The following is a 22,427-nucleotide window of genomic DNA, read 5'->3' on the forward strand; positions in this document are numbered from 1 at the left end:
GGGATTCGGGAGGCGTGCTGTGCGAGCGGATACGGCATGGGAGAGCGTTCCGGACCTGGTCCGGTCGGCGGCCGAGCGGTACGCCGACGTCGAGGCGGTCGTCGAGGGCCGCACCCGGATCACCTACGCGGAACTGGGCGCACGGTTGGAGCGAGCGGCAGCGGCCTGCCTGGCCGATGGGGTCCGCCCGGGAGACCGGGTCGCCGTCTGGGCGCCCAACACCCTCGACTGGATCGTGGCGGCCCTGGGCGCGGTGTCGGCGGGCGGGGTCCTCGTCCCGCTCAACACCCGCTTCAAGGGCGCCGAGGCGGCGGACGTCCTGCGGCGCAGCGGGGCCCGGCTGCTGTTCGTGACGGGCACGTTCCTCGGCACCTCGTACGTGGCGTCACTGCGCCGAGCGGCCGGGGAGGGCCCGGGCACCGGCCCACTGCCCGGCCTGCCGGACCTGGAGCGCGTGGTCGTGCTCTCCGAGGACGCCCCCGACGACTTCCTCACCTGGAAGGACTTCCTGGCGAGCGGGGAAGGGGTGGGGCAAGGGGATGTCCGGGACCGGGCGGGGTCGGTGCGGGCGTCCTGGCCCTCGGACATCATCTTCACCTCGGGCACGACGGGCCGCCCCAAGGGCGCGGTCATCACCCACGCCCAGACGCTGCGGGCGTACGACATCTGGAGCGAGCTGGCGGGCCTGGCCGAAGGCGACCGGTACCTCATCGTCAACCCCTTCTTCCACACCTTCGGCTACAAGGCCGGGGTCATCGCCTGCCTGATGCGGGGCGCGACGATGATCCCCCAGCCGGTGTTCGGCGTGAACACGGTCCTGGCCAACATCGCCGCGGAACGGGTGTCGGTGCTGCCCGGCCCCCCGACCCTCCTTCAGTCCCTCCTGGACCACCCGTCCCGCGACGCGCACGACCTCTCCGCCCTGCGCCTGGTGGTGACCGGGGCGGCGGTGGTGCCGCTGCGGCTCGTCGAGCGGCTGCGCACGGAACTCGGCATCGGCACGGTCCTGACCGCGTACGGCCTTTCCGAGGCGGGCGGCGTCGTCACGATGTGCCGACGCGGCGACGACCCGACGGTGATCGCCTCGACGTCGGGCCGGGCCATCCCCGGCACGGAGGTACGGGTCGTGGACCCCGAGGGCGGGTCGCTGGGCCCCGATGCCCCGGGCGAGGTCCTGGTCCGCGGCTTCAACGTCATGACCGGCTACTACGAGGACGCCCCGGCCACCGCAGAGGTGCTCTCGGCGGACGGCTGGCTGCGCACGGGCGACATCGGCGTCCTGGACGTCGAGGGCAACCTGCGCATCACCGACCGCCTCAAGGACATGTTCATCGTCGGCGGCTTCAACGCCTACCCCGCCGAGATAGAGCAGCTCCTCGGCCTCCACCCGGACGTGGCGGACGTGGCCGTGATCGGCGTCCCGGACGCCCGGCTCGGGGAGGTCGGCAGGGCGTATGTCGTCAGGCGCCCGGGGGCGTTGGTCACGGGCGACGACCTGATCGCCTGGTCACGCCGGGAGATGGCGAACTACAAGGTCCCGCGGTCGGTGGAGTTCGTGGCGGAACTGCCGAGGAACGCGAGCGGGAAGGTGGTGAAGGGGGCACTGCGGGCTCAGGGCCCGGTGGGCGGCAGGGCCGGGGTCCCGGTGACGGACATGACGAGGGAGTAGAGGGTGGTGTCGGCGGCGATGAACATCCGGTTCCGCCGGGCGCCGCCGAAGCGGATGTTGGCGACGGTGCCGGGCACCAGGACGCGGCCGAGGAGGGTGCCGTCGGGGTCGTAGCAGTGCACGCCCCCGTGCATGGCGCCGGCCCAGAGCCGCCCCTGGTCGTCGAACCGGATGTTGTCGAAGCTGCCGTTCGCGCACTCGGCGAAGACATCGCCGCCGGTCAGGCCGGTCCCGTCGTCCTGGACGTCGAAGACGCGGATGTGGTTGGCGAGGCTGTCCGAGACGTACAGCCGGTGCTCGCCGGGGTCGAACACGAGCCCGTTCGGCCCCTGGAAGCCCTCGGCCACCAGCCGCACCTCCCCGCTGCCCGGGTCGACGCGGTAGACGTTCCGGGCGCCGATCTCGCTCTCGCCCCGATGCCCCTCGTAGTCGGAGGCGATCCCGAACTCGGGGTCGGAGAACCACACCGACCCGTCGGACTTCACGACGGCGTCGTTCGGACTGTTGAGCCGCTTCCCCCGGAACCGCTCGGCGATCACGGTGACCGACCCGTCGTGCTCGGTCCGGGTCACCCGCCGGTTCCCCTGCTCACAGGTGATGAGCCGGCCCTGCCCGTCGAGGGTGTTGCCGTTCGGATACCCGGCCGGCGAGCGGAAGACCCCGACGGCCCCGGTCGTCTCGTCCCACCGCAGCAGCCGGTCGTTCGGGATGTCGCTCCACAGCAGATAACGCCCCGCCGGCACGTACACCGGCCCCTCGGCCCACCGGCACCCCTCGTACAACACCTCCAGCCGAGAGTCCCCGGCCTGACACCGGCCGGTCCGGAAGCGCTCGTCGAGCGTCTCGTAGAGGTGGGGTTGCTCGCCGGGCATACGACCGCCTTCGGGGGTGGGGGTGAGCTGGTGGGTCCACTATCGCGTGGGGCCCGGGGGCGCGTCTCGGTGACACCACCGACTGGAGCATCCGGGCGGCCCTGTTTCCTCCTGAGCAGGGCACTCCGAGCCGCCTCCTGGCCGGAACGCTCCAACTCCCCTTCACAGCGCCTTTTCGCGACCCGAGTTCGGAGAGATTGTGCGGACTTTGTGGACCCCCGTGCGTCGCCCCGTGATCGGTGTCCCCCGAAGCTGACGTATCCGCCGTGTACAAGGCAGACTGGCGTCGTTGCTCAGGATGTCTAGGGGGATGGCATGGACGGTGTACCGGACGGTGTGCCGCGCGTACCGGAGCAGCGGCGTCCCGACTCCTTGCCGAAGTCACCGAAGTCACCGAAGTCACCGAAGTCACCGGAGTCGGCTGAGGCGGTGGCCTCGACGACGCTGCGCTTCAGCGTGCTCGGGCCGGTGCGGGCCTCGCGGGGTGACGAGGCGATCCCCACCGGCTCCCCCCAGCAACGCGCCCTGCTCGCCGCCCTGCTGCTGCGCGAGGGCCGTACGGCCACCGCGGCCGAGCTGATCGACGCCCTGTGGGGCGAGGAGCCGCCCTCGCAGGCCCTGGCGGCGCTGCGGACGTACGCCTCCCGGCTGCGCAAGGTGCTGGACCCGGGCGTCCTGGTCAGCGAGTCCGGCGGCTACGCGGTGCGCGGCCTCGCCGAGGGCGCCCTCGACCTGGCCGTCGCCCAGGACCTGGCGACCGAGGCGGAGAAGGCCAGATCGGCGGGCGACCTCTGCCACGCCCGCGACACCCTGCGGCGCTCCCTCGCCGTGTGGGACGGGGAGACCCTGGCCGGAGTGCCGGGCCCGTACGCCGAGGCGCAGCGCGTCCGACTGGAGGAATGGCGGCTCCAGCTCATCGAGTCCCGCCTGGACATGGACCTGGAGCAGGGCTGCCACGCCGAGGCCGTCTCGGAGCTGACGGCCCTCACCGCCGACCATCCCCTGCGCGAACGGCTCCGCGAGCTGCTGATGCTGGCGCTGTACCGCAGCGGCCGTCAGGCGGAGGCCCTCGCGGTGTACGCCGACACCCGGCGCCTGCTCGCCGACGAACTGGGCGTCGACCCGCGCCCCGGCCTCAGCGAACTGCAGCAGCGCATCCTCCAGGCCGACCCGGGCCTCGCGGAACCCTCCTCCCCGGCCGCCGAACCCGCCCCCGTCCCGGTGCGTCCGGCCCAGCTTCCTGCGACGGTGCCGGACTTCACCGGCCGCTCCGGCTTCGTCCGCGAGCTCGGCGACATCCTGACCGCCGCCGAGGGCCGTGTCATGGCGGTGTCCGCCCTGGCCGGGATCGGTGGCGTGGGCAAGACGACCCTCGCCGTGCACGTGGCCCACCAGGCCCGCACGGCGTTCCCGGACGGGCAGTTGTACGTCGACCTCCAGGGCGCGGGCGCCCGTTCGGCGGAGCCGGAGACGGTCCTCGGCTCGTTCCTGCGCGCCCTCGGCACGGCCGACTCGGCGATCCCCGACTCCCTGGAGGAACGCGCGGCGCTCTACCGCTCGGTGCTGGCCGGCCGCCGCGTGCTGGTGCTGCTGGACAACGCCCGCGACGCCGCCCAGATACGCCCCCTGCTGCCCGGCACGGACGGCTGCGCCGCGCTGGTCACCTCCCGGGTGCGGATGGTGGACCTGGCGGGCGCCCACCTGATCGACCTGGACGTGATGTCCCCGGACGAGGCGCTGGCGCTGTTCACGAAGATCGTCGGCGAGGAGCGGGTGGCGTCCGAGCGGAAGGCCGCCCTGGACGTGGTCGCGGCCTGCGGTTTCCTGCCGCTGGCGATCCGCATCGCCGCCTCCCGGCTGGCGGCCCGCCGCACCTGGACGGTGTCGGTCCTCGCGGCGAAGCTCGCCGACGAACGCCGCCGCCTGGACGAACTCCAGGCCGGCGACCTGGCCGTGAAGGCCACCTTCGAGCTGGGCTACGGCCAGCTGGAGCCCGCCCAGGCCCGCGCCTTCCGCCTGCTGGGCCTCGCCGACGGCCCGGACATGTCCCTCCCGGCCGCGGCCGCCGTCCTCGACCTGCCCGTCGAGGACACGGAGGACCTCCTGGAGTCCCTCGTCGACACGTCCCTGCTGGAATCGGCCGCCCCCGGCCGCTACCGCTTCCACGATCTCGTACGGCTCTACGCGCGTGCGTGCGCCGAACGCGACGAGTGGCCGCCGAGTGAGCGCACGGCGGCGGTGTCACGGCTCCTGGACTTCTACCTCTCGTCCGCGGCCGGCGTGTACGCGATCGAACGGCCCGGGGACCGGCTCGTGGACCATCTGGAGCCGACCTCCCACCCGGGGCTGCGGTTCGACAACCGGCACGCGGCGCAGGACTGGCTGTACGCGGAGGCCGGCTGCGTCCTCGCCTGCGTACGGCAGTCCGCGGGGCAGCCGGAGACCCTTCCCCGGGCGATCGATCTGCTGTGGGCCGCGCACGACCTCTCCGAGTCGGGCGCCAACTCCAGGGAGTACGAGGCGACGGCCACGGCGCTGCTGGAGGGAGCCCGGCTGCACGGCCTGGGCCGGGCGGAGGCCCGGGCGCTGACGACGCTCGTCAACGTCCACCATGTGAGCGGCCGTTTCGAGCGGGCCGACCAGGAGGCGGAACGGGCCATCCTCCTCGCCCAGGAGGCCGACGACCTGCTGCCCGTCTGCTGGGCCCGCAACGCGCGCGGCATCATCGCGCTGTACCAGAACCGCCACGAGGACGGCGAGGAGCACCTCTCCCGGGCCATCGAGCACTTCCGTGCCCTGGGCGACCGGCCCGGCGAGGCCGCCGCGCTGTGCAACCTGTCCCGGATCCATCTCGCGACCGGGCGGACCCAGAGCGCGGTCGCCCTGGCCCAGCAGGGCATCGCCATCTACGACGGCATGGGCAACTCCCTGCGCGGGGCCAACGCCCGCTACGCCCTGGGCCTCGCCCTCACCCAGAGCGGCGAGTTGGGCAACGCGGCGGACCGGCTCCAGGAGGCGCTGGAGGTGTTCCGCGACAGCAGGCAGCGCCTCTGGGAGGGTATGAGCCTGTTCCGGCTGGCCGAGCTGGACCTCGCCGCCCGACGCCCCGCGCAGGCCGCCTCGAACGCCGAGATGGCACTCACCGTGCTCCGCGGCATCGGCGGGGAGTGGCGGCGCGGCAACGTCCTCACCGTCCTGGGCCGCGCGCTCAGCGGCATCGGGCAGACGGGCAGGGCGCAGGTCTGCTGGCAGGAAGCGGCGGGGATCTACGAGGAGTTGGGCTCGCCGGAGGCCGTCGAGGTGCGTGCGTTGCTGTCCCCGGTGCAGGCGGCCTGACGGCCGCTTCCGGGGCCGGCCGGCCGCGTTCATCGTTCGTTTATCGCCTCCCGCCATGCTTGACGTAGTCGATCCGTCGCGTCGGGGGGCAGACGGGTCACTGCACTGGGCCGCCCACCTCAGCACTAGGGTGAACGGCCCGGGTGGGCCCGCCCCGGTCACCCTCGGGGGAGTGACCGGGCGGGCCCGCGGACCTCAGTACTCGACCCACGCCAAGGAGAGTTGACGATCATGGGCGACGAGCTCAAGCCGCAGGACCTGCACGCGACGGACGCGAAGGCCGGCGAGGCGTCGACGGAGGACCTGCACGCCACGGACGAGGGCGCCGTGAAGAAGCAGGACCTGCACGCCACCGACGAGCCGCTCGAGACGAAGGACCTGCACGCCACGTCGGAGCCCTTCAAGCCGACGAAGTAAGCCACACCGACACGGGGTTCGGCCGCGGCGGCGCGGAGGGGGAGCCGTCGCGGCCGATGCATGTCCGGAACCCGCCCGGGAGTTATCCACAGGCCGCCACAACGTGCCGGAATCCTGCGATCTTGGCGGCATGGAGGAACGAACGGCGTTGCGGGAGCTGGCGCAGGGTGGGGTGCTGCTCACGTGCCGGGCGCTTGAGTCCGGCTGGCCTCGGCGCAGTCTCACCCGTGCGCTCCGGGCGGAAGGCTGGGGGCGGCTTCAGGCGGGCGCCTGGGCGGAGCCGGGCCGGGCCCCGGATCCGCCCACCCGGCTCAGGGCCGTCCAACTCCTCAACCAGCGGCTCGTCGTGAGCCACTCCTCGGCGGCCGCCCTCTGGCGGATCGAGACGCTCGCCCCGTCCGCGAAAGCGCCCTTGGAGTTCATCGACCCCGCCCTCAGCTTCCGGGGCAAGGCCAAAGGTGTGCGCGTACACCGGATACTCCTGGACCCCGGGGACGTGGCGACGCGGTACGGCCTGCGGGTCACCAGCCCCGTACGGACCCTCACCGACCTGCTTCGCTCCCTGCCGAGGGACGAGGCGGTCGTCGCCCTGGACTCGGCGCTGACCTACCGCCGGGTCGCCGGGGCGCGCAGGGCGCCGCTCACCGGGCTGGACGCGGTGGGGGCGGCGCTGTCCGCCTCGTCGCAAGGGTCGGCGAGGGCCCTCCGGTGGCTCGGACTGTGCGATCCCCGGGCCGGGTCACCGGCCGAGACCGTCGCCCGTCTGCGCATGGCCGACTCCGGCCTCCGGCCCGAGAGCCAGGTCGAGCTCTTCACCCCGGCCGGTCGCCGAGCCGTCCTCGACTTCCTCTTCCGGCGCGAGGGGCTGGCGGTCGAGATCGAGGGTTACGCCTATCACGGCACCCGTGAGGCGCATCGGAAGGACGTGTCCCGCTTCAATCAGGTCCTTCAGTGCACCGAGGTGCGGAATCTGCTGCGTTTCACCGCTCAGGACGTGTTCCGGGAGTCCGACCGGATGATCAGGGAGATTCGGGCGGCCCTCGTCGTCCTGGGGCGGTGAAGGGGTGGGGGCGTCGGAGCCCATGGGCCAACGGGCCGCCCCGAATGCCCAGGTTGCTGGGAGGCGGCCCCGCCCGAACGCTCCAGTCACCCTCTCCCGCATAGCTGACGATCCGTCAGATCAGCGCTACCGTGAGCGCCATGGACACCCACGACAGCTCGTTTCCGCTGATCATCTCCGTGGACGACCACACCGTGGAGCCCGCGACCGTCTGGCAGGACCGGCTTCCGGAGAAGTACCGGGGCGTCGGGCCGCGTATCGTCCGGGCGCCCGTGAAGGAGATGACCTTCCTCGGAGGGCGCTTCAGGCCCGTGATGGGGCAGCCCGGCGACGACGGCCCGGTCGGGGACTGGTGGGTCTACGAGGACCTCCGCCGGCCCCTCACCCGCCTCGACACCGCCGTGGGATACAGCAGGGACGAGATCAAGCTCGAGGTCATCACGTACGAGCAGATGCGGCCCGGCTCCTACGACGTCCCGGCCCGGCTCGCCGACATGGACGTCAACCACGTCCAGTCGGCCCTCTGCTTCCCGACCTTCCCGCGCTTTTGCGGCCAGACCTTCACCGAGGCCAAGGACCACGAACTGGGCCTGCTGTGCGTGCGCGCCTACAACGACTGGATGCTGGAGGAGTGGTGCGGCCCGGAGGCGCACGGGCGGCTCATACCCCTGCCCCTCATCCCCTTGTGGGACGCCGAGCTGGCCGCGGCCGAGGTTCGGCGCAACGCCGCGCGCGGGGCCCGTGCCGTCGCCTTCTCCGAGATACCGCCGTACCTCGGACTCCCCTCCATCCACACCGACGGCTGGGACCCCTTCCTCGTCGCCTGCGCCGAGACCGGCACCGTCGTCGCCATGCACATCGGCTCCTCCAGCCGTATGCCCTCCACCTCCGCCGACGCCCCGCCCGCCGTCGGCTCCACCATCACCTACGCCAACTGCTGCTTCTCGATGGTCGACTGGCTGATGAGCGGCAAGTTCGAGCAGTTCCCCGGTCTCAAGGTCATGTACGCCGAGGGGCAGATCGGCTGGATCCCCTACATCCTGGAGCGGGCGGACGTGGTGTGGGAGGAGAACCGGGCCTGGGGCGGCGTCGCCGACAAGGTGCACCGGCCGCCGTCGGAGCTGTTCGCCGAGCACGTCTACGGCTGCTTCTTCGACGACGCCTTCGGCCTGCGCAACCTCGACTCCATCGGCGTCGGCAACGTGCTCTACGAGACCGACTACCCGCACTCCGACAGCACCTGGCCCAAGTCCCGCGAGGTAGGCGAGGCACAGATGGGGCATCTGGAGCCGGAGGTCGTGGAGCGGATCGTGCGGGGCAATGCCATCGAGCTGCTCGGGCTCACCGACGAGGGACTGTGGCCGGGCCCGGGCGGCGGTGGTGCGCGGTGAGCCTGCGGTACGGGATGCAGCTCCCCGTCCAGTCGCAGAGCACCCTCTACGCGGAGGGCTGGGAGGCGGAGGCCGGGCCGGAGGACCTGCTGGAGATCGCCCGCGCCGCGGACCGGTCCGGCTTCGCCTACCTCGCGAGCTGCGACCACGTCGGCATCCCGCGCAGGCTCGCCGCCGCCATGAGCACCGTCTGGTACGACCCCGTCGCCACGCTCTCCTTCCTCGCCGCCGCCACCGAACGCGTCCGGCTGCTCAGCCATGTCGCGATCGTCGGGCTGCGGCACCCCCTGCTCACCGCCAAGCAGTACGCCACCCTCGACCACCTCAGCGGAGGCCGACTGGTCCTCGGGGTCGGCGCCGGGCACGTCCAAGAGGAGTTCGAGGCGCTGGGCGTGGACTTCCGGCAGCGCGGGGCCGTGCTCGACGAGAGCCTCGACGCCCTGCGCGCCGCCCTCGGGCCGGAGGAGTTCCCCGAACACCACGGCAAGCTCTACGACTTCGAGGGGCTCGGCCAGCGGCCCCGCCCGGCGCAGGACCGCGTCCCCCTGTGGGTCGGCGGCTCCTCGCCCGCCGCCGTACGGCGGGCCGCGCTCAAGGGCGACGGCTGGCTGCCGCAGGGGGATCCGAGGGACCGGCTGCCCGCGCAGATCGCACGGATCCGGGAGCTGCGCGAACGGGCCGGTGTGCAGGGCGCGTTCACCGTGGGCGCCATCACCGAGCCGCTGTACGTCGGCGAGCCCGGCTGGGACGTCGGCCGCAGGACCCTCACCGGGGGCGCGGCGGAACTCGCCGAGTCGCTCCGCGCCTACCGGGCGATGGGCGTCCACCAGATCCAGGTGCGGTTCCGCAGCCGGAGCCGGACGGAACTCACCGACCAGATCGCGGCGTTCGGAGCCGAGGTCGCCCCCCAGCTGTGAGGAGAGCCATGGGCAAGCTCGACGGACGGGTCGTCATCGTCACCGGCGCCGCCCGCGGCCAGGGCGAGCAGGAGGCCCGGCTGTTCGCCGCGGAGGGGGCACGGGTGGTCGTCGCCGATGTACTGGACGACCAGGGCGAGGCCCTCGCCAAGGAGATCGGCGCGCGGTACGTCCATCTCGACGTGGGCCGGGAGGACGACTGGCAGCACGCCGTCGCCGCCACCAAGGACGCCTACGGTCATGTCGACGGGCTCGTCAACAACGCCGGCATCCTGCGCTTCAACTCCCTCCTCGACACACCCCTCGACGAGTTCATGCGGGTCGTCCAGGTCAACCAGGTCGGCTGCTTCCTCGGCATCAGGGCGGTCGCCCCGGAGATGTCCGACGGGGGCACGATCGTCAACACCTCCTCCTACACCGGCCTGACCGGAATGGCCGGGGTGGGCTCCTACGCGGCGAGCAAACACGCCGTGGTCGGGCTGACCAGGGTCGCCGCGCTGGAGCTGGCCGGGCGGGGGATACGCGTCAACGCCGTCTGCCCGGGCGCCGTCGACACGGCGATGGCCAACCCGGCGCGGCTGGATCCGGACGGCGACGCCGAGAAGGCTTCCCGCGGTCTCGACCGGCTCTACCGCAAGCTCGTGCCGCTGGGGCGGGTCGGGCAGCCCGAGGAGGTGGCCAGGCTCGCCCTGTTTCTCACCTCGGAGGACTCGTCGTACATCACGGGGCAGCCCTTCGTGATCGACGGCGGGTGGCTGGCCGGGGTCACCATCATCTGACGCTCCATCAGCTATTGACGCTCCCAGGGGCGGATGGAACAGTCGGAGTCATTCATCTGACGGTGCGTCAGATCGCCAGAATCGGTACAGGGGCGGTGAACCTCCTTGGAATTCGGCATCTTCGTACAGGGATACGTCGGCAAGCGGGCCGAGACCGACCCGCTCGCGGAGCACAAGGCGCTGATGGAGGAGACCGAGTACGTCATCCAGGCGGACAGGTCCGGCTTCAAGTACGCCTGGGCCTCCGAGCACCACTTCCTGGAGGAGTACTCGCACCTCTCCGCCAACGACGTCTTCCTCGGGTACCTGGCGCACGCCACCGAGCGGATCCATCTCGGCTCGGGCATCTTCAACCCCCTCGCGCCCGTCAACCACCCGGTGAAGGTCGCCGAGAAGGTCGCCATGCTCGACCATCTCAGCGAGGGACGCTTCGAGTTCGGCAGCGGGCGCGGGGCCGGATCGCACGAGATCCTCGGGTTCCTGCCGGGCATCACCGACATGAACCACACCAAGGAACTCTGGGAAGAGACCATCGCCGAGTTCCCCAAGATGTGGCTCCAGGACGAGTACGCCGGCTTCCAGGGCAAGCACTGGTCGCTGCCGCCGAGGAAGATCCTTCCGAAGCCGTACGGGAAGTCCCACCCGGCGATGTGGTACGCGGCCGGGTCGCCGCCGTCGTACGCCATGGCCGCGAGGAAGGGGCTCGGCGTGCTCGGCTTCAGCGTGCAGAAGGTCTCCGACATGGAGTGGGTGCTGGAGCAGTACAAGTCGGCGATCGTGGACGCGGAGCCGGTGGGGGACTTCGTCAACGACAACGTGATGGTGACGACCACGGCGATCTGTGCGCCGACCCATGCGGAGGCTGTGCGGATCGCGGCGAGCGGGGGGCTGCACTATCTGCCCTCGCTGGTGTTCCGGTACCACGACACGTTTCCGCGGCCCGAGGGGTTTCCGGTGTGGCCCGAGACGCTGCCGGAGTACACCGAGGAGTTCGTGGAGGTGCTCATCGAGGAGGAGCTGCTGATCTGCGGGGATCCCGATGAGGTGCTGCGGCAGTGTGAGCGGTGGGAGCGGGCCGGGGCGGATCAGTTGAGTTTCGGGTTGCCGGTGGGGGTGCCGAAGGAGGAGACGTTGCAGACGATTCGGTTGGTCGGGGAGTACGTGATTCCGAAGATCGATACGGATCCTGTGCATCGGACCTCGCGGTGCCGTCAGGGGGTTTGAGCGTTCGTTGGCGGGTGCGGCGTTCGTTGTGGCTTGTCGCGCAGTTCCCCGCGCCCCTAGGTGACCCGCACCACCCCACATCGAGAGGTGAGGCCAATGCTCGATCACGTCATCCAGGGTGTGACCGTCGTGGACGGGACGGGCGCCCCGGCGTACACCGCCGACGTCGGCATACGGGACGGGCGTATCGCCGTCATCGGTCAGGTCACCGAGGAAGCCCGCACCACCGAGGACGCCGCCGGTCTCGTCCTCGCCCCCGGCTTCGTCGACCCCCACACCCACTACGACGCCCAGCTCTTCTGGGACCCGTACGCCACGCCTTCGCTCAACCACGGTGTCACCACCGTCGCAGGTGGGAACTGTGGGTTCACGCTGGCGCCGCTGAACCCGGAGCGGCCCGAGGACGCCGATTACACGCGCCGGATGATGTCGAAGGTCGAGGGCATGGCGCTGGTGGCGTTGGAGGAGGGGGCGCCGTGGAGCTGGCATTCGTTCGGGGAGTATCTGGACGCCCTGGAGGGGCGGATCGCGGTCAACGCCGGGTTCATGGTGGGGCACTGTGCGCTGCGGCGGTATGTGATGGGGCCCGAGGCGGTGGGCGGGCAGCCGAGTCAGGGGCAGCTCGCCGAGATGGTGCGGTTGCTGCGCGAGGCCATGGACGCCGGGGCCTGGGGGTTCTCCACCACCCAGTCGAGCAGCCACTCCGACGGCGACGGGCAGCCGGTGGCCTCCCGGCATGCGGGGCCGGCCGAACTGCTCGCGCTGTCGCGGGCCGTCGGTGAGCACGAGGGCACGCAGATCGAGGCGATCGTCGCGGGCTGTCTGGATCAGTTCAGCGACGCCGAGATCGATCTGTTCGTGGAGATGAGCGCGGTGGCGGGGCGGCCGCTGAACTGGAACGTGCTGACGGTCGACGCGTCCGTACCCGAGCGCGTGCCCCGGCAGCTCCTCGCGAGCGAGCAGGCGCGGAAGGCGGGCGGGCGGGTCGTGGCGCTGACCATGCCGATCCTCACGCCGATGAACATGTCGCTGGGTACGTTCTGCGCGCTCAATCTCATCCCCGGGTGGGGGCCGGTGCTCGCGCTGCCCGTGCCCGAGCGGATCGAGAAGCTGCGTGATCCGGCCGTCCGGGCGGAGCTGCTGCGCCGGGCCACCTCCAAGGAGGCGGGCGTCTTCCGGCGGCTCTCCAACTTCGGGCGGTACGTCATCGGCGACACCTACAGCGACGCCAACGACGGGCTGACCGGGCGCGTGGTGAGGGACATCGCCGAGGAGCGCGGCCAGGAGCCCTTCGAGTGCCTGGTGGAGATCTGCGCCGCCGATGATCTGCGTACGGTGTTGTGGCCGATGCCGACCGACAACGACCCGGCGTCCTGGTCGCTGCGGGCTCAGACCTGGAGCCACGAGGACGTGCTGCTCGGCGGGTCCGACGCGGGCGCCCATCTGGACCGGATGTGCGGGGCGCCGTACACGACCCGGTTCCTCGGGGACTGTCTGCGGGGCCGGAAGCTGGTCGCTCTGGAGCAGGCCGTGCGGATGCTGACCGACGACCCGGCCCGGCTCTTCGGCCTGCGGGAGCGGGGGCGGGTACGGGAGGGCTGGCACGCGGACCTCGTCCTGTTCGACCCGGAGCGGATCGACGCGGGCCCGGCCACCCTCGTGCACGACCTGCCCGGCGACAGCCCGCGACTGGACTCCCGCGCGCTCGGCATACGGGCCGTCTGGGTCAACGGCGTCGAGGCGATCCGGGACGACGTGGTGACCGGTGCCGTACCGGGGCGGGTGCTGCGCTCGGGTCGGGACACGGAGACGGTGAGCACCAGGTGACGAGAGAACAGGCGCTGTTCGTCGGCGGCTCCTGGGTGGAGCCGGACGGCGGGCACTACGCGGTGATCGACCCGGCGACCGAGGAGACCGTCGGGTGGGCGCCGGAGGCCTCGCGGGAGCAGGTGCTCGCGGCCTGTGCCGCGGCCCGCGAGGCCTCCGGGCCGTGGTCACGGACCTCCCCGGAGGAACGGGCCGCGGTCCTCGGCCGGGCGGCGGACGTCATCCGGGAACGTCTCGTGCCGTACGCCGAGCTGGCCCGGGCGGAGACCGGAGCGACCACGGCCACCGCACGCGCCCTGCAGGTCGGGGTCGCCGCCGCCCGCTTCCGGCGCTACGCGCGCGTGGAGCCCGCCGAGTGGGCGATCCCGCCCCAGATCAACGAGGCCGGGCCCATGGGCCGGGCGGGGGTGATGGGCGCGCTGGCCGTCCGGCAGCCCGTGGGGGTCGTCACCTGCGTCACCTCGTACAACAACCCCTGGGCCAACCCGGCCGGCAAGATCGCCCCCGCCCTGGCCATGGGCAACACGGTGGTGGTGAAACCCGCCCCGCAGGACCCGCTGTCGGTCTACCGGATGGCGGAGGCGCTGGAGGCGGCGGGCGTGCCGCCGGGCGTGGTGAACGTGGTCAGCGGATCGCGGACGGAGGTCGGTGAGGCGGCCGTGGAGTCGCCGGACGTCGACATGGTCAGCTTCACCGGCTCGACGGCGGTCGGGCAGCGCATCGCCGAGGTCTGCGGGCGCGGTATGAAACGGCAGTTGATGGAGCTGGGCGGCAAGGGCGCGGCGGTCGTCTTCGATGACGCGGACCTCGGCTCGGCCGTGGCCGGCATCGGGACCACCTTCTCCTTCTACAGCGGCCAGATCTGCACGGCACCGACGCGGGTGCTGGCGCAGCGCGGGGTGTACGACCGTCTCGTCGAGCAACTGGCCGCCTACGCGGGCCGGTTGAAGGTCGGTGACCCGGGGGAGCGGGACACGGTGGTGGGGCCGGTGATCTCGGCCGTGCACCGCGACCGCGTCGAGTCGTACGTCGAACTGGGCCGCAAGGAGGGCGCGGTGGTCGTCGCGGGCGGTGAACGCCCGGCCCTCCCCACGGGCTTCTACATCGCCCCGACCCTCCTCGCCGGCTGCACCAACGACATGCGCGTGGCCCGCGAGGAGATCTTCGGCCCGGTCGTGACCGTCATCCCCTTCGAGGAAGAGGAGGAGGGTGTGGAACTGGCCAACGACACCGACTACGGCCTCATCGACTACGTCTGGTCGGGAGACGTGGCCCGCGCCTTCCGGGTGGCGCGGCGGCTGCGGGCCGGCGGGGTCGGGATCAACACCGTCGGCCGCAACATGGAGGCGCCCTTCGGCGGCTTCAAGCAGAGCGGGGTCGGCAGGGACGTCGGCTCGTACGCCCTGCACGCCTACAGCGAGGTGCAGGCGATCGTCTGGCCGGGCTGAGGCTGCTCAGCCGTCCAGATCCACCCGCACCGTCAGCAGATCCGTCCCGAACGCCCGCACGCCCAGGCCGTTGAAGCGGGGCAGCCGCCGCAGCCGCGCCACGGGGTCGTCGTCCGGCACCAGATGGGCGGTCCCCGGGTGCCACCGCCCCCGGATCCGCACCCGTACCCGCGGATCGGCCTGGATGTTGCGGACGTACTGCGACCGCTCACCGAACTCCGACACCAGCCAGAAGGAGTCCCCGACGCGCCGCCCGCCCACCGGCGTCTGCCGGGCCAGCCCGGAGACACGGCCCCTGGTCTCGATGACCGTCTGCAGGGGCAGACGGCGCAGGAGCGGATTGATACGGCGCTGGAAGGCGGTGGCGGCGCGGAACCTGACGTCGGCGAGACGGGACATCGTCAGCGGACTCCTCGGCATGTGAGGGCGGGCAGGGTGTACATCGCTAATCGCTAGTCGCTAACGTCCCAGGAAAATCGGGTTCGTGAACGCCGCCAGCGCCCCGGGGAGCGGCCCCGCCGCCGCCTCGTGCCGTACCTCGGCCCGTACGTACGCCGCGTAGGACGGCGTCGTGCGCCACTCCACGACCCCCGCCCCGGCCACCGGCAGTGGCGCGCTCGTGTGCAGCACGCCCTGGTCGGTGACGAGGCGGACCGTGCAGCGCGGGGCGCCGGTGACCTCCAGACGGACGGTGACCGGGGTGTCGCGGTCCACCCGCAACCGCCCTCCGATGCCCGCGTGCTCGCCGCGCCCGCCGGACACCTGGAACGACAGCGCGAGCCTCGCGGACTCGGCGACGTACGACCGTCCGGCCCGGATGCCCTCCTGGATCGCCCGGCGGGTCAGGTCGTCGGCCAGGACGACCGTCTGGGGGCTGCCGACGGGGTCCGGGTCGCGGTGGGCGTCACTGCTGCCCATCGCGGGGATCCAGTCCCGCCCGTCCCGTACGGACGCCACGAGCATGCTGTCCCAGTCGGCCAGCGTCACCTCGTCGTCGGGCGTGTAGGGGCCGTTCCACACCTCCACCGCGTCCGCCTCGCCGAAGCCGAACTTCCAGTTGCAGCCGACGCAGGTGGCGTGCGGATGGGCCGGGACGACCAGGCCTCCGGCGCGGCGGATCTGGCGGGCGAACCGGCCGAAGCGGTTGTCGCGGGCACGGTAGCGCCAGTCGACGAAGGTGCCCGGCTCGGTGCCGAGCGCCACCACGTGCCCGTTCCGGGTGGTGATCTCCTCGCCCAGCATGACCAGCAGGTCGTCCCCGGCGACATCCGCCCAGTGCGCGTGCGCCGAGTGCGTGTTGTGCTCGGAGGAGTTGATGAAGTCCAGCCCCGCCGCCCGCGCCAGGGCCCCGATCTCGGCGGGGGTGCGGCGGCCGTCGGAGTACCAGGAGTGCAGATGGCAGTCGCCCCGGTACCAGGCACGCCCCCGCCCCTTGGCCCGCTCGGGCGGGTACACCGGCTCCACCGCCTCGCCCGGCTCGCCGTACGTCAGCGTGATCGTGATCTCGTACGACAGGCCCTGCGGGGCGACCGTGTACGGGCCGAGCGCGATGTGCCAGGTGCCCTCGCGCACCGGGCCCGGGAGGTAGCCGGGCGTCGCGTCGTCGGCGCGGAGGAAGAACTCGGTGCGCGCCCCGCCCGACCAGCCCCGGAAGCCCCGGCCGCCGAGTTCGGTGCCGCGGTCGTCGAAGACGCCGATGTCGAGGGCGTTGCCGGTCGTGCCCGCCGGGACGGACGGCCGGTCGTAGGTGTAGGCGACCTTGATCTCCCGGACCCCGGCCGGGACCTCGACGGGCACGTACACGAAGTCGGGGGAGCCGGGCGGCAGGGTGCCCCGCACGGTTCTGCTCTCCTGACCGCCCTCGGCGGCTGCGGCGAAGCTCACGCTTCCCAACGTAAGCGCGGCGGCGGCTCCCGTCACGAACAGGGCGCGCCGGGCGAGCCCGCCGTGGTTGTCCTCATGCTGGTCCTCGCACATGCTGCTGCTCCCAAGGTGTGTCGTCAGGTGCCGTGCAACCCTTGTATTCAGCCGTGAACTCCCGGGCACGGGAAGGGGATCGGCGGCTTTCGCCGATACGGCACCCGAGATTTGCCGACCGGTCGGTATGTACAGTCGGCCGTCGCTCGGGTAGGGATGCTTCATGCGCATCGCCGTAACGATCTTCCTCACCGACGAGACGATCACCCCGACCCGGCTCGCCCGGGAGCTGGAGGGCCGCGGATTCGCCGGGCTGTATCTGCCCGAGCACACGCACATCCCCGTCGAGCGGACCACCCCGTACCCGGCGGGCGGCGAGCTGCCGCGCGAGTACGGCCGTACGCTCGACGCGTTCGTGGCGCTCGGCCAGGCCGCCGCCGTCACCGAGCGGCTCGGGCTCGGCACGGGCATCACGCTCGTCGCCCAGCACGATCCGATCGACCTGGCCAAGCAGGTCGCGACCCTGGACCATCTGTCCGGCGGCCGGTTCACCCTCGGGCTCGGCTTCGGCTGGAACGTGGAGGAGGCCGCCGACCACGGTGTGCGGTGGAGCACCCGGCGCGAGCTGGGCCGGGACCGGATGGCGCTGATGCGGGCGCTGTGGTCGGAGGAACCGGTCGCCTACGAGGGGGAGTTCGGCGGGGTCCGGGCCAGTCACGCGCACCCCAAGCCCGTGCAGAAGCCGCGCGGCCCGGTCGTGGGCCCGCGCACGCTGCTCGGCGGGGCCGCCGGGCCCAAGCTGTTCGACCACATCTGCGAGTACGCCGACGGCTGGCTGCCCATCGGCGGCCGCGGGCTCTCCGAGTCCCTGCCCCGGCTGCGCACGGCCTGGGCCGAGGCGGGCCGCGACCCCGAGGCCCTCCAGGTCGTCCCGTACGCGGTCCATCCGACTCCGGGGAAGCTCGCGCACTATGCCGATCTCGGTGTCGAGGAGGTGGTGGTGCAGTTGCCTCCGGCGGAGGAGGCGGAAGTGCTGAAGGCGCTGGACGATCTGACCGGGTATCTTCCAGGTACCTGACAACTCTGTCGGGCCGAACGGGGGAGCGGCACCGCGTCATGAGATTCGCCTGGTTGGCCTGGCTCGTGCAGCACTTCGACGACTACGGCTACAGCCAAGGTCTGCTGCCCTCCGCGATCGGCACGCTGGCCGTGCTCGTGACCGCCGCGCTGGTCTGGTTCGCGCTGCACCGCAACAGGCCGGCCGCCCTGGCCGCTGCCGGGCTCACGTCCGCCCTGGGAATTGGATGGCTGGCCTTCCACTGACGCGGCTCACCCGGGTTGATCAGCGCACTCGTATGCTCGAAGGATGACGACTTCCGCGACCTCCGGAACGGGACCCACCGAGAACTCCATGCGTCGCGCCCTGAAACGGGCCAGGGACGGCGTCTCCCTCGATGTCGCCGAGGCGGCGGTGCTGCTCCAGGCCCGGGGCGGGCAGCTGGAGGACCTGTCGGCCTCGGCCGCCCGGGTCCGGGACGCGGGCCTGGAGGCGGCCGGCCGGCCCGGGGTCATCACGTACTCGAAGAGCGTCTTCATCCCCCTGACCCGGCTGTGCCGGGACAAGTGCCACTACTGCACCTTCGTCACCGTCCCCGGCAAGCTGCGCCGCGAGGGACACGGGATGTTCATGTCCCCGGACGAGGTGCTGGACATCGCCCGCAAAGGCGCGGCGCTCGGCTGCAAGGAAGCCCTCATCACCCTCGGCGACAAGCCCGAGGACCGCTGGCCCGAGGCGCGTGAGTGGCTCGACGCGCACGGCTACGACGACACGCTCGCCTATGTCCGGGCCATCTCCATCCGGATCCTGGAGGAGACGGGCCTGCTGCCCCACCTCAACCCGGGCGTCATGAGCTGGACCGACTTCCAGCGGCTGAAGCCCGTCGCGCCCAGCATGGGCATGATGCTGGAGACGACCGCGACCCGGCTCTGGTCGGAGCCGGGCGGTCCCCACTACGGCTCTCCCGACAAGGAGCCCGCGGTGCGGCTGCGGGTGCTGGAGGACGCGGGGCGTTCCTCCGTGCCCTTCACCTCGGGCGTCCTGATAGGCATCGGGGAGAACTACGAGGAGCGCGCCGAGTCCCTGTTCGCGCTGCGCAAGGTGACCCGGGCCTACCACGGCGTCCAGGAACTCATCATCCAGAACTTCCGCGCCAAGCCGGACACCGCCATGCGCGGCATGCCCGACGCGGAACTGGACGAACTCGTCGCCACGGTCGCCGTCGCCCGGCTGCTCATGGGCCCGTCGGGCTGCATCCAGGCCCCGCCCAACCTCGTCGACGACGAGTACGAGCGGCTGATCGGGGCCGGTATCGACGACTGGGGCGGGGTCTCGCCGCTGACCATCGACCACGTCAACCCCGAGCGTCCCTGGCCGCAGATCGAGGAGCTCGCCGAGAAGTCCCGGGTGGCCGGGTTCGAGCTGCGGGAACGGCTCTGCGTGTACCCGGAGTTCGTGCGGCGCGGTGAGCCCTGGCTGGACCCGCGGCTGCGCCCGCACGTGGCGGCGCTGGCCGACCCGGAGACCGGGCTGGCCCGCCCCGACGTCCTTCCGCGGGGCCTGCCGTGGCAGGAGCCGGAGGAGGTCTTCACGGCGTCCGGGCGCACCGACCTGCACACCACCATCGACAGCGAGGGCCGTACCTCCGACCGGCGGGACGACTTCGACGAGGTGTACGGCGACTGGGGCGCCCTGCGCGAGGCCGCCGCCCCGGGCATGGTGCCGCAGCGCATCGACACCGACGTACGCGAGGCCCTGCGCACGGCCGCCGACGACCCGACGAAGCTCACCGACGACGAGGCGCTGGCCCTGCTGCACGCGGACGGCCCCGCGCTGGACGCCCTCGCCCGGGTCGCCGACGACGTACGCAAGTCGGCCGTCGGTGACGACGTCACCTACATCGTCACGCGGAACATCAACTTCACGAACGTCTGCTACACCGGCTGCCGCTTCTGCGCCTTCGCCCAGCGCCGCACCGACGCCGACGCCTACACCCTCTCCCTGGACCAGGTCGCCGACCGGGCCCAGCAGGCCTGGGACGTGGGCGCGGTGGAGGTCTGCATGCAGGGCGGCATCCACCCGGACCTGCCCGGCACGGCGTACTTCGACATCGCGCGCGCGGTGAAGGAACGCGTCCCCGGCATGCATGTGCACGCCTTCTCGCCGATGGAGGTCGTCAACGGCGCGACCCGCACCGGCATGTCCATCCGCGAGTGGCTGACCGCCGCCAAGGAAGCGGGCCTGGACACCATCCCGGGCACGGCCGCCGAGATCCTCGACGACGAGGTCCGCTGGATCCTCACCAAGGGCAAGCTGCCCGCCGCTGACTGGATCGAGGTCGTGTCGACGGCCCACGAGCTGGGCATCCGGTCGTCCTCGACGATGATGTACGGCCATGTGGACCAGCCCCGGCACTGGCTCGGGCATCTGCGCACCCTCGCGGGCATCCAGCAGCGCACGGGCGGCTTCACCGAGTTCGTGACGCTGCCGTTCGTGCACACCAACGCGCCGGTGTACCTGGCCGGGATCGCCCGCCCCGGCCCGACCATGCGGGACAACCGCGCGGTCACGGCCATGGCCCGGCTGCTGCTGCACCCGCACATCCCCAACATCCAGACCAGCTGGGTGAAGCTCGGCACCGAGGGCGCCGCCGAGATGCTCCGCTCCGGCGCGAACGACCTCGGCGGCACACTCATGGAGGAGACGATCTCCCGCATGGCGGGCTCGTCGTACGGCTCCTACAAGTCGGTCAAGGACCTCATCGCGGTGGCCGACGCCGCGGGCCGCCCGTCGAAGCCGCGGAACACCCTGTACGGGGACGTCCCCGAGGAACGACAGCAGGCGGCCCAGGCGTCGGACGGCCATCTGCCGGAACTGCTGCCGGTACTGGACTGAGGGTCTGCGGGGCTGGCGGCCTGGGGGCCTGGGGGCCCTGAGCGTCTGCCGGGGCTGATGGGCTGAGGGCTTGGCGGCCTGCCAGGCTGTCGGCCTCTCGGATCGGCGGTCTCGCCAGTCATGCGGCCTGACGCCCTGCCAGCCCCGCCGCCCTGCCAGGCTTGCTGCCCAGCCGGACGGGCAGCCCGCTGAACTGGTGGTCTACTGGCCCCGGGCATCCGCCGGCTGATGTGCCGTCAAGGTGCGGTTGGCCGGGGTGCCGGGGTGTGCCGGTGGCGGGGTGGTCGTGCCCCGGCCCAGCCACAGCAGGAGCAGACCGAGGGAGCTGGCGATCGCCGGCCAGTAGATGTAGCGGAAGTCCGTCGCGGGCATGATCGGCAGATAGCCGAGGATGTAGGCCGCCGAGCTGATGCCCAGTGCCCGGACCGGCATGGAGAACAGGCCCCTGCCCGGGCGGACGGTCAGGACCAGGGCGACGGCGAGCCAGAACCAGCCGCGGAACAGCCACGGCAGGTCACTCGCCATGCCGCGCACATACGTGCTGAGCGTGTCCTCCAGCCGGGGATGCGCCACCTCGACGCCCAGGTCGTTGCGGGTGATCCCCGCCTTGTAGACGTAGCCGGTGTCGAACAGCAGACTCGCGAAGAGCCGCAGCCGGTACTGGAGGTACTGCGGGACATGCCCGCTCATCTCCTTCAGCCACAGGGACGTGATCTCGCCCGAGTCCGAGCGCAGCCCGTCCGCCGGGCGGGCGTAGCAGGCCCAGTAGGCGTCCGAGAGGGCGTCCACCCGCCGGCATTCCTCGGCGGAGGCGACGAGCCGGTCCCTCAGGTCGGGTGACACGTCCGCCGACCGGAGTTCGTCCACCCTCAGGACGTGGACGAGGTCGTCGAGCATGATCTGCGCGCCCTGCTTCGTCTCCAAGGGCCGGGCGAACAGGGAGATGGCGGCGGCCGGCACGACCAGGGCGGCCGCGAGCGCCGCCGTGCACGTCACCCACGTACGGCGCCCGGGAGCGCGCCACAGCGCGAGGACGAGCATGACGAAGACGGGGATCGCGGCGAAGAAGGCGTTCTTGCGCACCAGCATGGCGTACGCGAGGAACAGCACGCCCAGCCCGAGCAGCCCCCACCGCACGGCGGGACGGCGAAGGTCGCTGTCCCGCAGCCGCAGCCCCGTGAAGGCGACCGCGCACGCCGCGAGCAGCGCGAACGCCGCGTGGACGTCCTTCCACACCACCCCGACGAACGTCAGCACGAACGGAGTCAGCCCCAGCCCGAGCACGGCGAACGGACCGGCACGGCTCCCGGTCAGCGCCCCCACACACCAGGCCAGCACCCAGAGCGCCCCCCAGAAGACGACCGATTGCAGGACCAGCATGGAGGCGATCGACCCGGTCACGGCGATCAGTGCACGCCACACCAGGCTCAGCACGGGCGGGTGCCAGTCCGTCAGGGGCAGCTTTCCCTGGGCCTGGCGGAGCTGGTCGAGGCTGTCGGGACTCAGGTAGCCCGGGGCGAAGACGAGGATCGTGCCCAGACAGCAGACCGCGGCGACGGCGGCCGGCACCCAGACCCAGCGCCGCACCCGCGGCATCCATCCCATTCGTCCCATAAGT

17 protein-coding genes are annotated in these 22,427 nt (G+C 72.0%); 13 read left to right on the plus strand and 4 right to left on the minus strand.

Annotated elements, in window-relative coordinates; genetic code table 11:
• Nucleotides 1-19: 19 nt before the first annotated feature.
• Nucleotides 20-1,669 (plus strand): FadD3 family acyl-CoA ligase, encoded by a 1,650-nt coding sequence (locus KJK29_RS21545; RefSeq protein ID WP_215120783.1) that lies wholly within the window; start codon nt 20-22, stop codon nt 1,667-1,669.
• On the opposite strand, the gene KJK29_RS21550 is transcribed toward KJK29_RS21545, so the two are convergent.
• Nucleotides 1,612-2,541 (minus strand): SMP-30/gluconolactonase/LRE family protein, encoded by a 930-nt coding sequence (locus KJK29_RS21550; protein WP_215120784.1) that lies wholly within the window; start codon nt 2,539-2,541, stop codon nt 1,612-1,614. The two genes, KJK29_RS21545 and KJK29_RS21550, sit on opposite strands and share 58 nt — an antisense overlap.
• 315 nt (nt 2,542-2,856) lie before the next feature.
• Here KJK29_RS21550 and KJK29_RS21555 point away from each other — a divergent pair, with 315 nt between their 5' ends.
• From KJK29_RS21555 to KJK29_RS21595, 9 genes are all read left to right on the plus strand, one after another.
• Nucleotides 2,857-5,877 (plus strand): AfsR/SARP family transcriptional regulator, encoded by a 3,021-nt coding sequence (locus KJK29_RS21555; protein WP_215120785.1) that lies wholly within the window; start codon nt 2,857-2,859, stop codon nt 5,875-5,877.
• A 231-nt stretch (nt 5,878-6,108) separates the two neighbouring features.
• The gene (locus tag KJK29_RS21560) at nt 6,109-6,294 is read left to right on the plus strand and encodes a hypothetical protein (RefSeq protein WP_215120786.1); all 186 of its coding nucleotides are present in this window, start codon (nt 6,109-6,111) and stop codon (nt 6,292-6,294) included.
• 130 nt (nt 6,295-6,424) lie between these two features.
• Nucleotides 6,425-7,354: a PDDEXK family nuclease gene (locus KJK29_RS21565; protein ID WP_215120787.1), complete on the plus strand. Its 930-nt coding sequence runs from the start codon at nt 6,425-6,427 to the stop codon at nt 7,352-7,354.
• Nucleotides 7,355-7,494: 140 nt separating this feature from the next.
• Nucleotides 7,495-8,745, plus strand: coding sequence for an amidohydrolase family protein (locus KJK29_RS21570; protein ID WP_215120788.1), 1,251 nt, complete (start codon nt 7,495-7,497; stop codon nt 8,743-8,745).
• A gap of 14 nt (nt 8,746-8,759) precedes the next feature.
• Complete coding sequence (locus KJK29_RS21575) at nt 8,760-9,662, plus strand: LLM class F420-dependent oxidoreductase (protein WP_215124392.1); 903 nt, start codon at nt 8,760-8,762, stop codon at nt 9,660-9,662.
• An 8-nt stretch (nt 9,663-9,670) separates the two neighbouring features.
• Nucleotides 9,671-10,441 carry an SDR family NAD(P)-dependent oxidoreductase gene (locus tag KJK29_RS21580; RefSeq protein ID WP_215120789.1) on the plus strand — a complete coding sequence of 257 codons (771 nt, stop codon included), beginning with the start codon at nt 9,671-9,673 and terminating at the stop codon, nt 10,439-10,441.
• A 105-nt stretch (nt 10,442-10,546) separates the two neighbouring features.
• Nucleotides 10,547-11,665: an LLM class flavin-dependent oxidoreductase gene (locus KJK29_RS21585; RefSeq protein ID WP_215120790.1), complete on the plus strand. Its 1,119-nt coding sequence runs from the start codon at nt 10,547-10,549 to the stop codon at nt 11,663-11,665.
• 96 nt (nt 11,666-11,761) lie between these two features.
• Nucleotides 11,762-13,492: an N-acyl-D-amino-acid deacylase family protein gene (locus tag KJK29_RS21590; protein WP_215120791.1), complete on the plus strand. Its 1,731-nt coding sequence runs from the start codon at nt 11,762-11,764 to the stop codon at nt 13,490-13,492.
• On the plus strand, nt 13,489-14,940 hold the full coding sequence (locus tag KJK29_RS21595) for an aldehyde dehydrogenase family protein (RefSeq protein ID WP_215120792.1): 1,452 nt from the start codon (nt 13,489-13,491) through the stop codon (nt 14,938-14,940). The genes KJK29_RS21590 and KJK29_RS21595 overlap by 4 nt, the downstream gene beginning before the upstream one ends.
• Before the next feature lie 6 nt (nt 14,941-14,946).
• Here KJK29_RS21595 and KJK29_RS21600 read toward each other — a convergent pair whose 3' ends face one another.
• Nucleotides 14,947-15,339 carry a nitroreductase/quinone reductase family protein gene (locus KJK29_RS21600; protein ID WP_215120793.1) on the minus strand — a complete coding sequence of 131 codons (393 nt, stop codon included), beginning with the start codon at nt 15,337-15,339 and terminating at the stop codon, nt 14,947-14,949.
• 60 nt (nt 15,340-15,399) lie between these two features.
• Complete coding sequence (locus KJK29_RS21605) at nt 15,400-16,917, minus strand: CehA/McbA family metallohydrolase (RefSeq protein WP_215120794.1); 1,518 nt, start codon at nt 16,915-16,917, stop codon at nt 15,400-15,402.
• A gap of 163 nt (nt 16,918-17,080) precedes the next feature.
• Here KJK29_RS21605 and KJK29_RS21610 point away from each other — a divergent pair, with 163 nt between their 5' ends.
• The 3 genes from KJK29_RS21610 to KJK29_RS21620 are packed head-to-tail and all read left to right on the plus strand — an operon-like array spanning nt 17,081 to nt 20,809.
• A complete protein-coding gene (locus tag KJK29_RS21610) occupies nt 17,081-17,935 on the plus strand; it encodes an LLM class F420-dependent oxidoreductase (RefSeq protein WP_215120795.1) in 855 nt (284 codons plus the stop codon).
• 38 nt (nt 17,936-17,973) lie between these two features.
• A complete protein-coding gene (locus KJK29_RS21615; protein ID WP_215120796.1) occupies nt 17,974-18,180 on the plus strand; it encodes a hypothetical protein in 207 nt (68 codons plus the stop codon).
• A gap of 43 nt (nt 18,181-18,223) precedes the next feature.
• Nucleotides 18,224-20,809, plus strand: coding sequence for a bifunctional FO biosynthesis protein CofGH (locus KJK29_RS21620; protein WP_215120797.1), 2,586 nt, complete (start codon nt 18,224-18,226; stop codon nt 20,807-20,809).
• A gap of 201 nt (nt 20,810-21,010) precedes the next feature.
• Here the strand turns inward: KJK29_RS21620 and KJK29_RS21625 are convergent, their stop codons facing one another.
• Nucleotides 21,011-22,423, minus strand: coding sequence for a hypothetical protein (locus tag KJK29_RS21625; protein WP_215120798.1), 1,413 nt, complete (start codon nt 22,421-22,423; stop codon nt 21,011-21,013).
• Nucleotides 22,424-22,427: the final 4 nt, after the last annotated feature.

It is taken from the genome of Streptomyces koelreuteriae, from assembly GCF_018604545.1.
Taxonomy (GTDB): domain Bacteria; phylum Actinomycetota; class Actinomycetes; order Streptomycetales; family Streptomycetaceae; genus Streptomyces; species Streptomyces koelreuteriae.

Coding starts and splice junctions, on each gene's coding strand:
- KJK29_RS21550 (WP_215120784.1), bottom strand. CDS start 2,541: ATGCCCGGCGAGCAACCCCACCTCTACGAGACGCTCGACGAGCGCTTC.
- KJK29_RS21555 (WP_215120785.1), top strand. CDS start 2,857: ATGGACGGTGTACCGGACGGTGTGCCGCGCGTACCGGAGCAGCGGCGT.
- KJK29_RS21560 (WP_215120786.1), top strand. CDS start 6,109: ATGGGCGACGAGCTCAAGCCGCAGGACCTGCACGCGACGGACGCGAAG.
- KJK29_RS21565 (WP_215120787.1), top strand. CDS start 6,425: ATGGAGGAACGAACGGCGTTGCGGGAGCTGGCGCAGGGTGGGGTGCTG.
- KJK29_RS21570 (WP_215120788.1), top strand. CDS start 7,495: ATGGACACCCACGACAGCTCGTTTCCGCTGATCATCTCCGTGGACGAC.
- KJK29_RS21575 (WP_215124392.1), top strand. CDS start 8,760: ATGCAGCTCCCCGTCCAGTCGCAGAGCACCCTCTACGCGGAGGGCTGG.
- KJK29_RS21580 (WP_215120789.1), top strand. CDS start 9,671: ATGGGCAAGCTCGACGGACGGGTCGTCATCGTCACCGGCGCCGCCCGC.
- KJK29_RS21590 (WP_215120791.1), top strand. CDS start 11,762: ATGCTCGATCACGTCATCCAGGGTGTGACCGTCGTGGACGGGACGGGC.
- KJK29_RS21600 (WP_215120793.1), bottom strand. CDS start 15,339: ATGTCCCGTCTCGCCGACGTCAGGTTCCGCGCCGCCACCGCCTTCCAG.
- KJK29_RS21605 (WP_215120794.1), bottom strand. CDS start 16,917: ATGTGCGAGGACCAGCATGAGGACAACCACGGCGGGCTCGCCCGGCGC.
- KJK29_RS21610 (WP_215120795.1), top strand. CDS start 17,081: ATGCGCATCGCCGTAACGATCTTCCTCACCGACGAGACGATCACCCCG.
- KJK29_RS21615 (WP_215120796.1), top strand. CDS start 17,974: ATGAGATTCGCCTGGTTGGCCTGGCTCGTGCAGCACTTCGACGACTAC.
- KJK29_RS21620 (WP_215120797.1), top strand. CDS start 18,224: ATGACGACTTCCGCGACCTCCGGAACGGGACCCACCGAGAACTCCATG.
- KJK29_RS21625 (WP_215120798.1), bottom strand. CDS start 22,423: ATGGGACGAATGGGATGGATGCCGCGGGTGCGGCGCTGGGTCTGGGTG.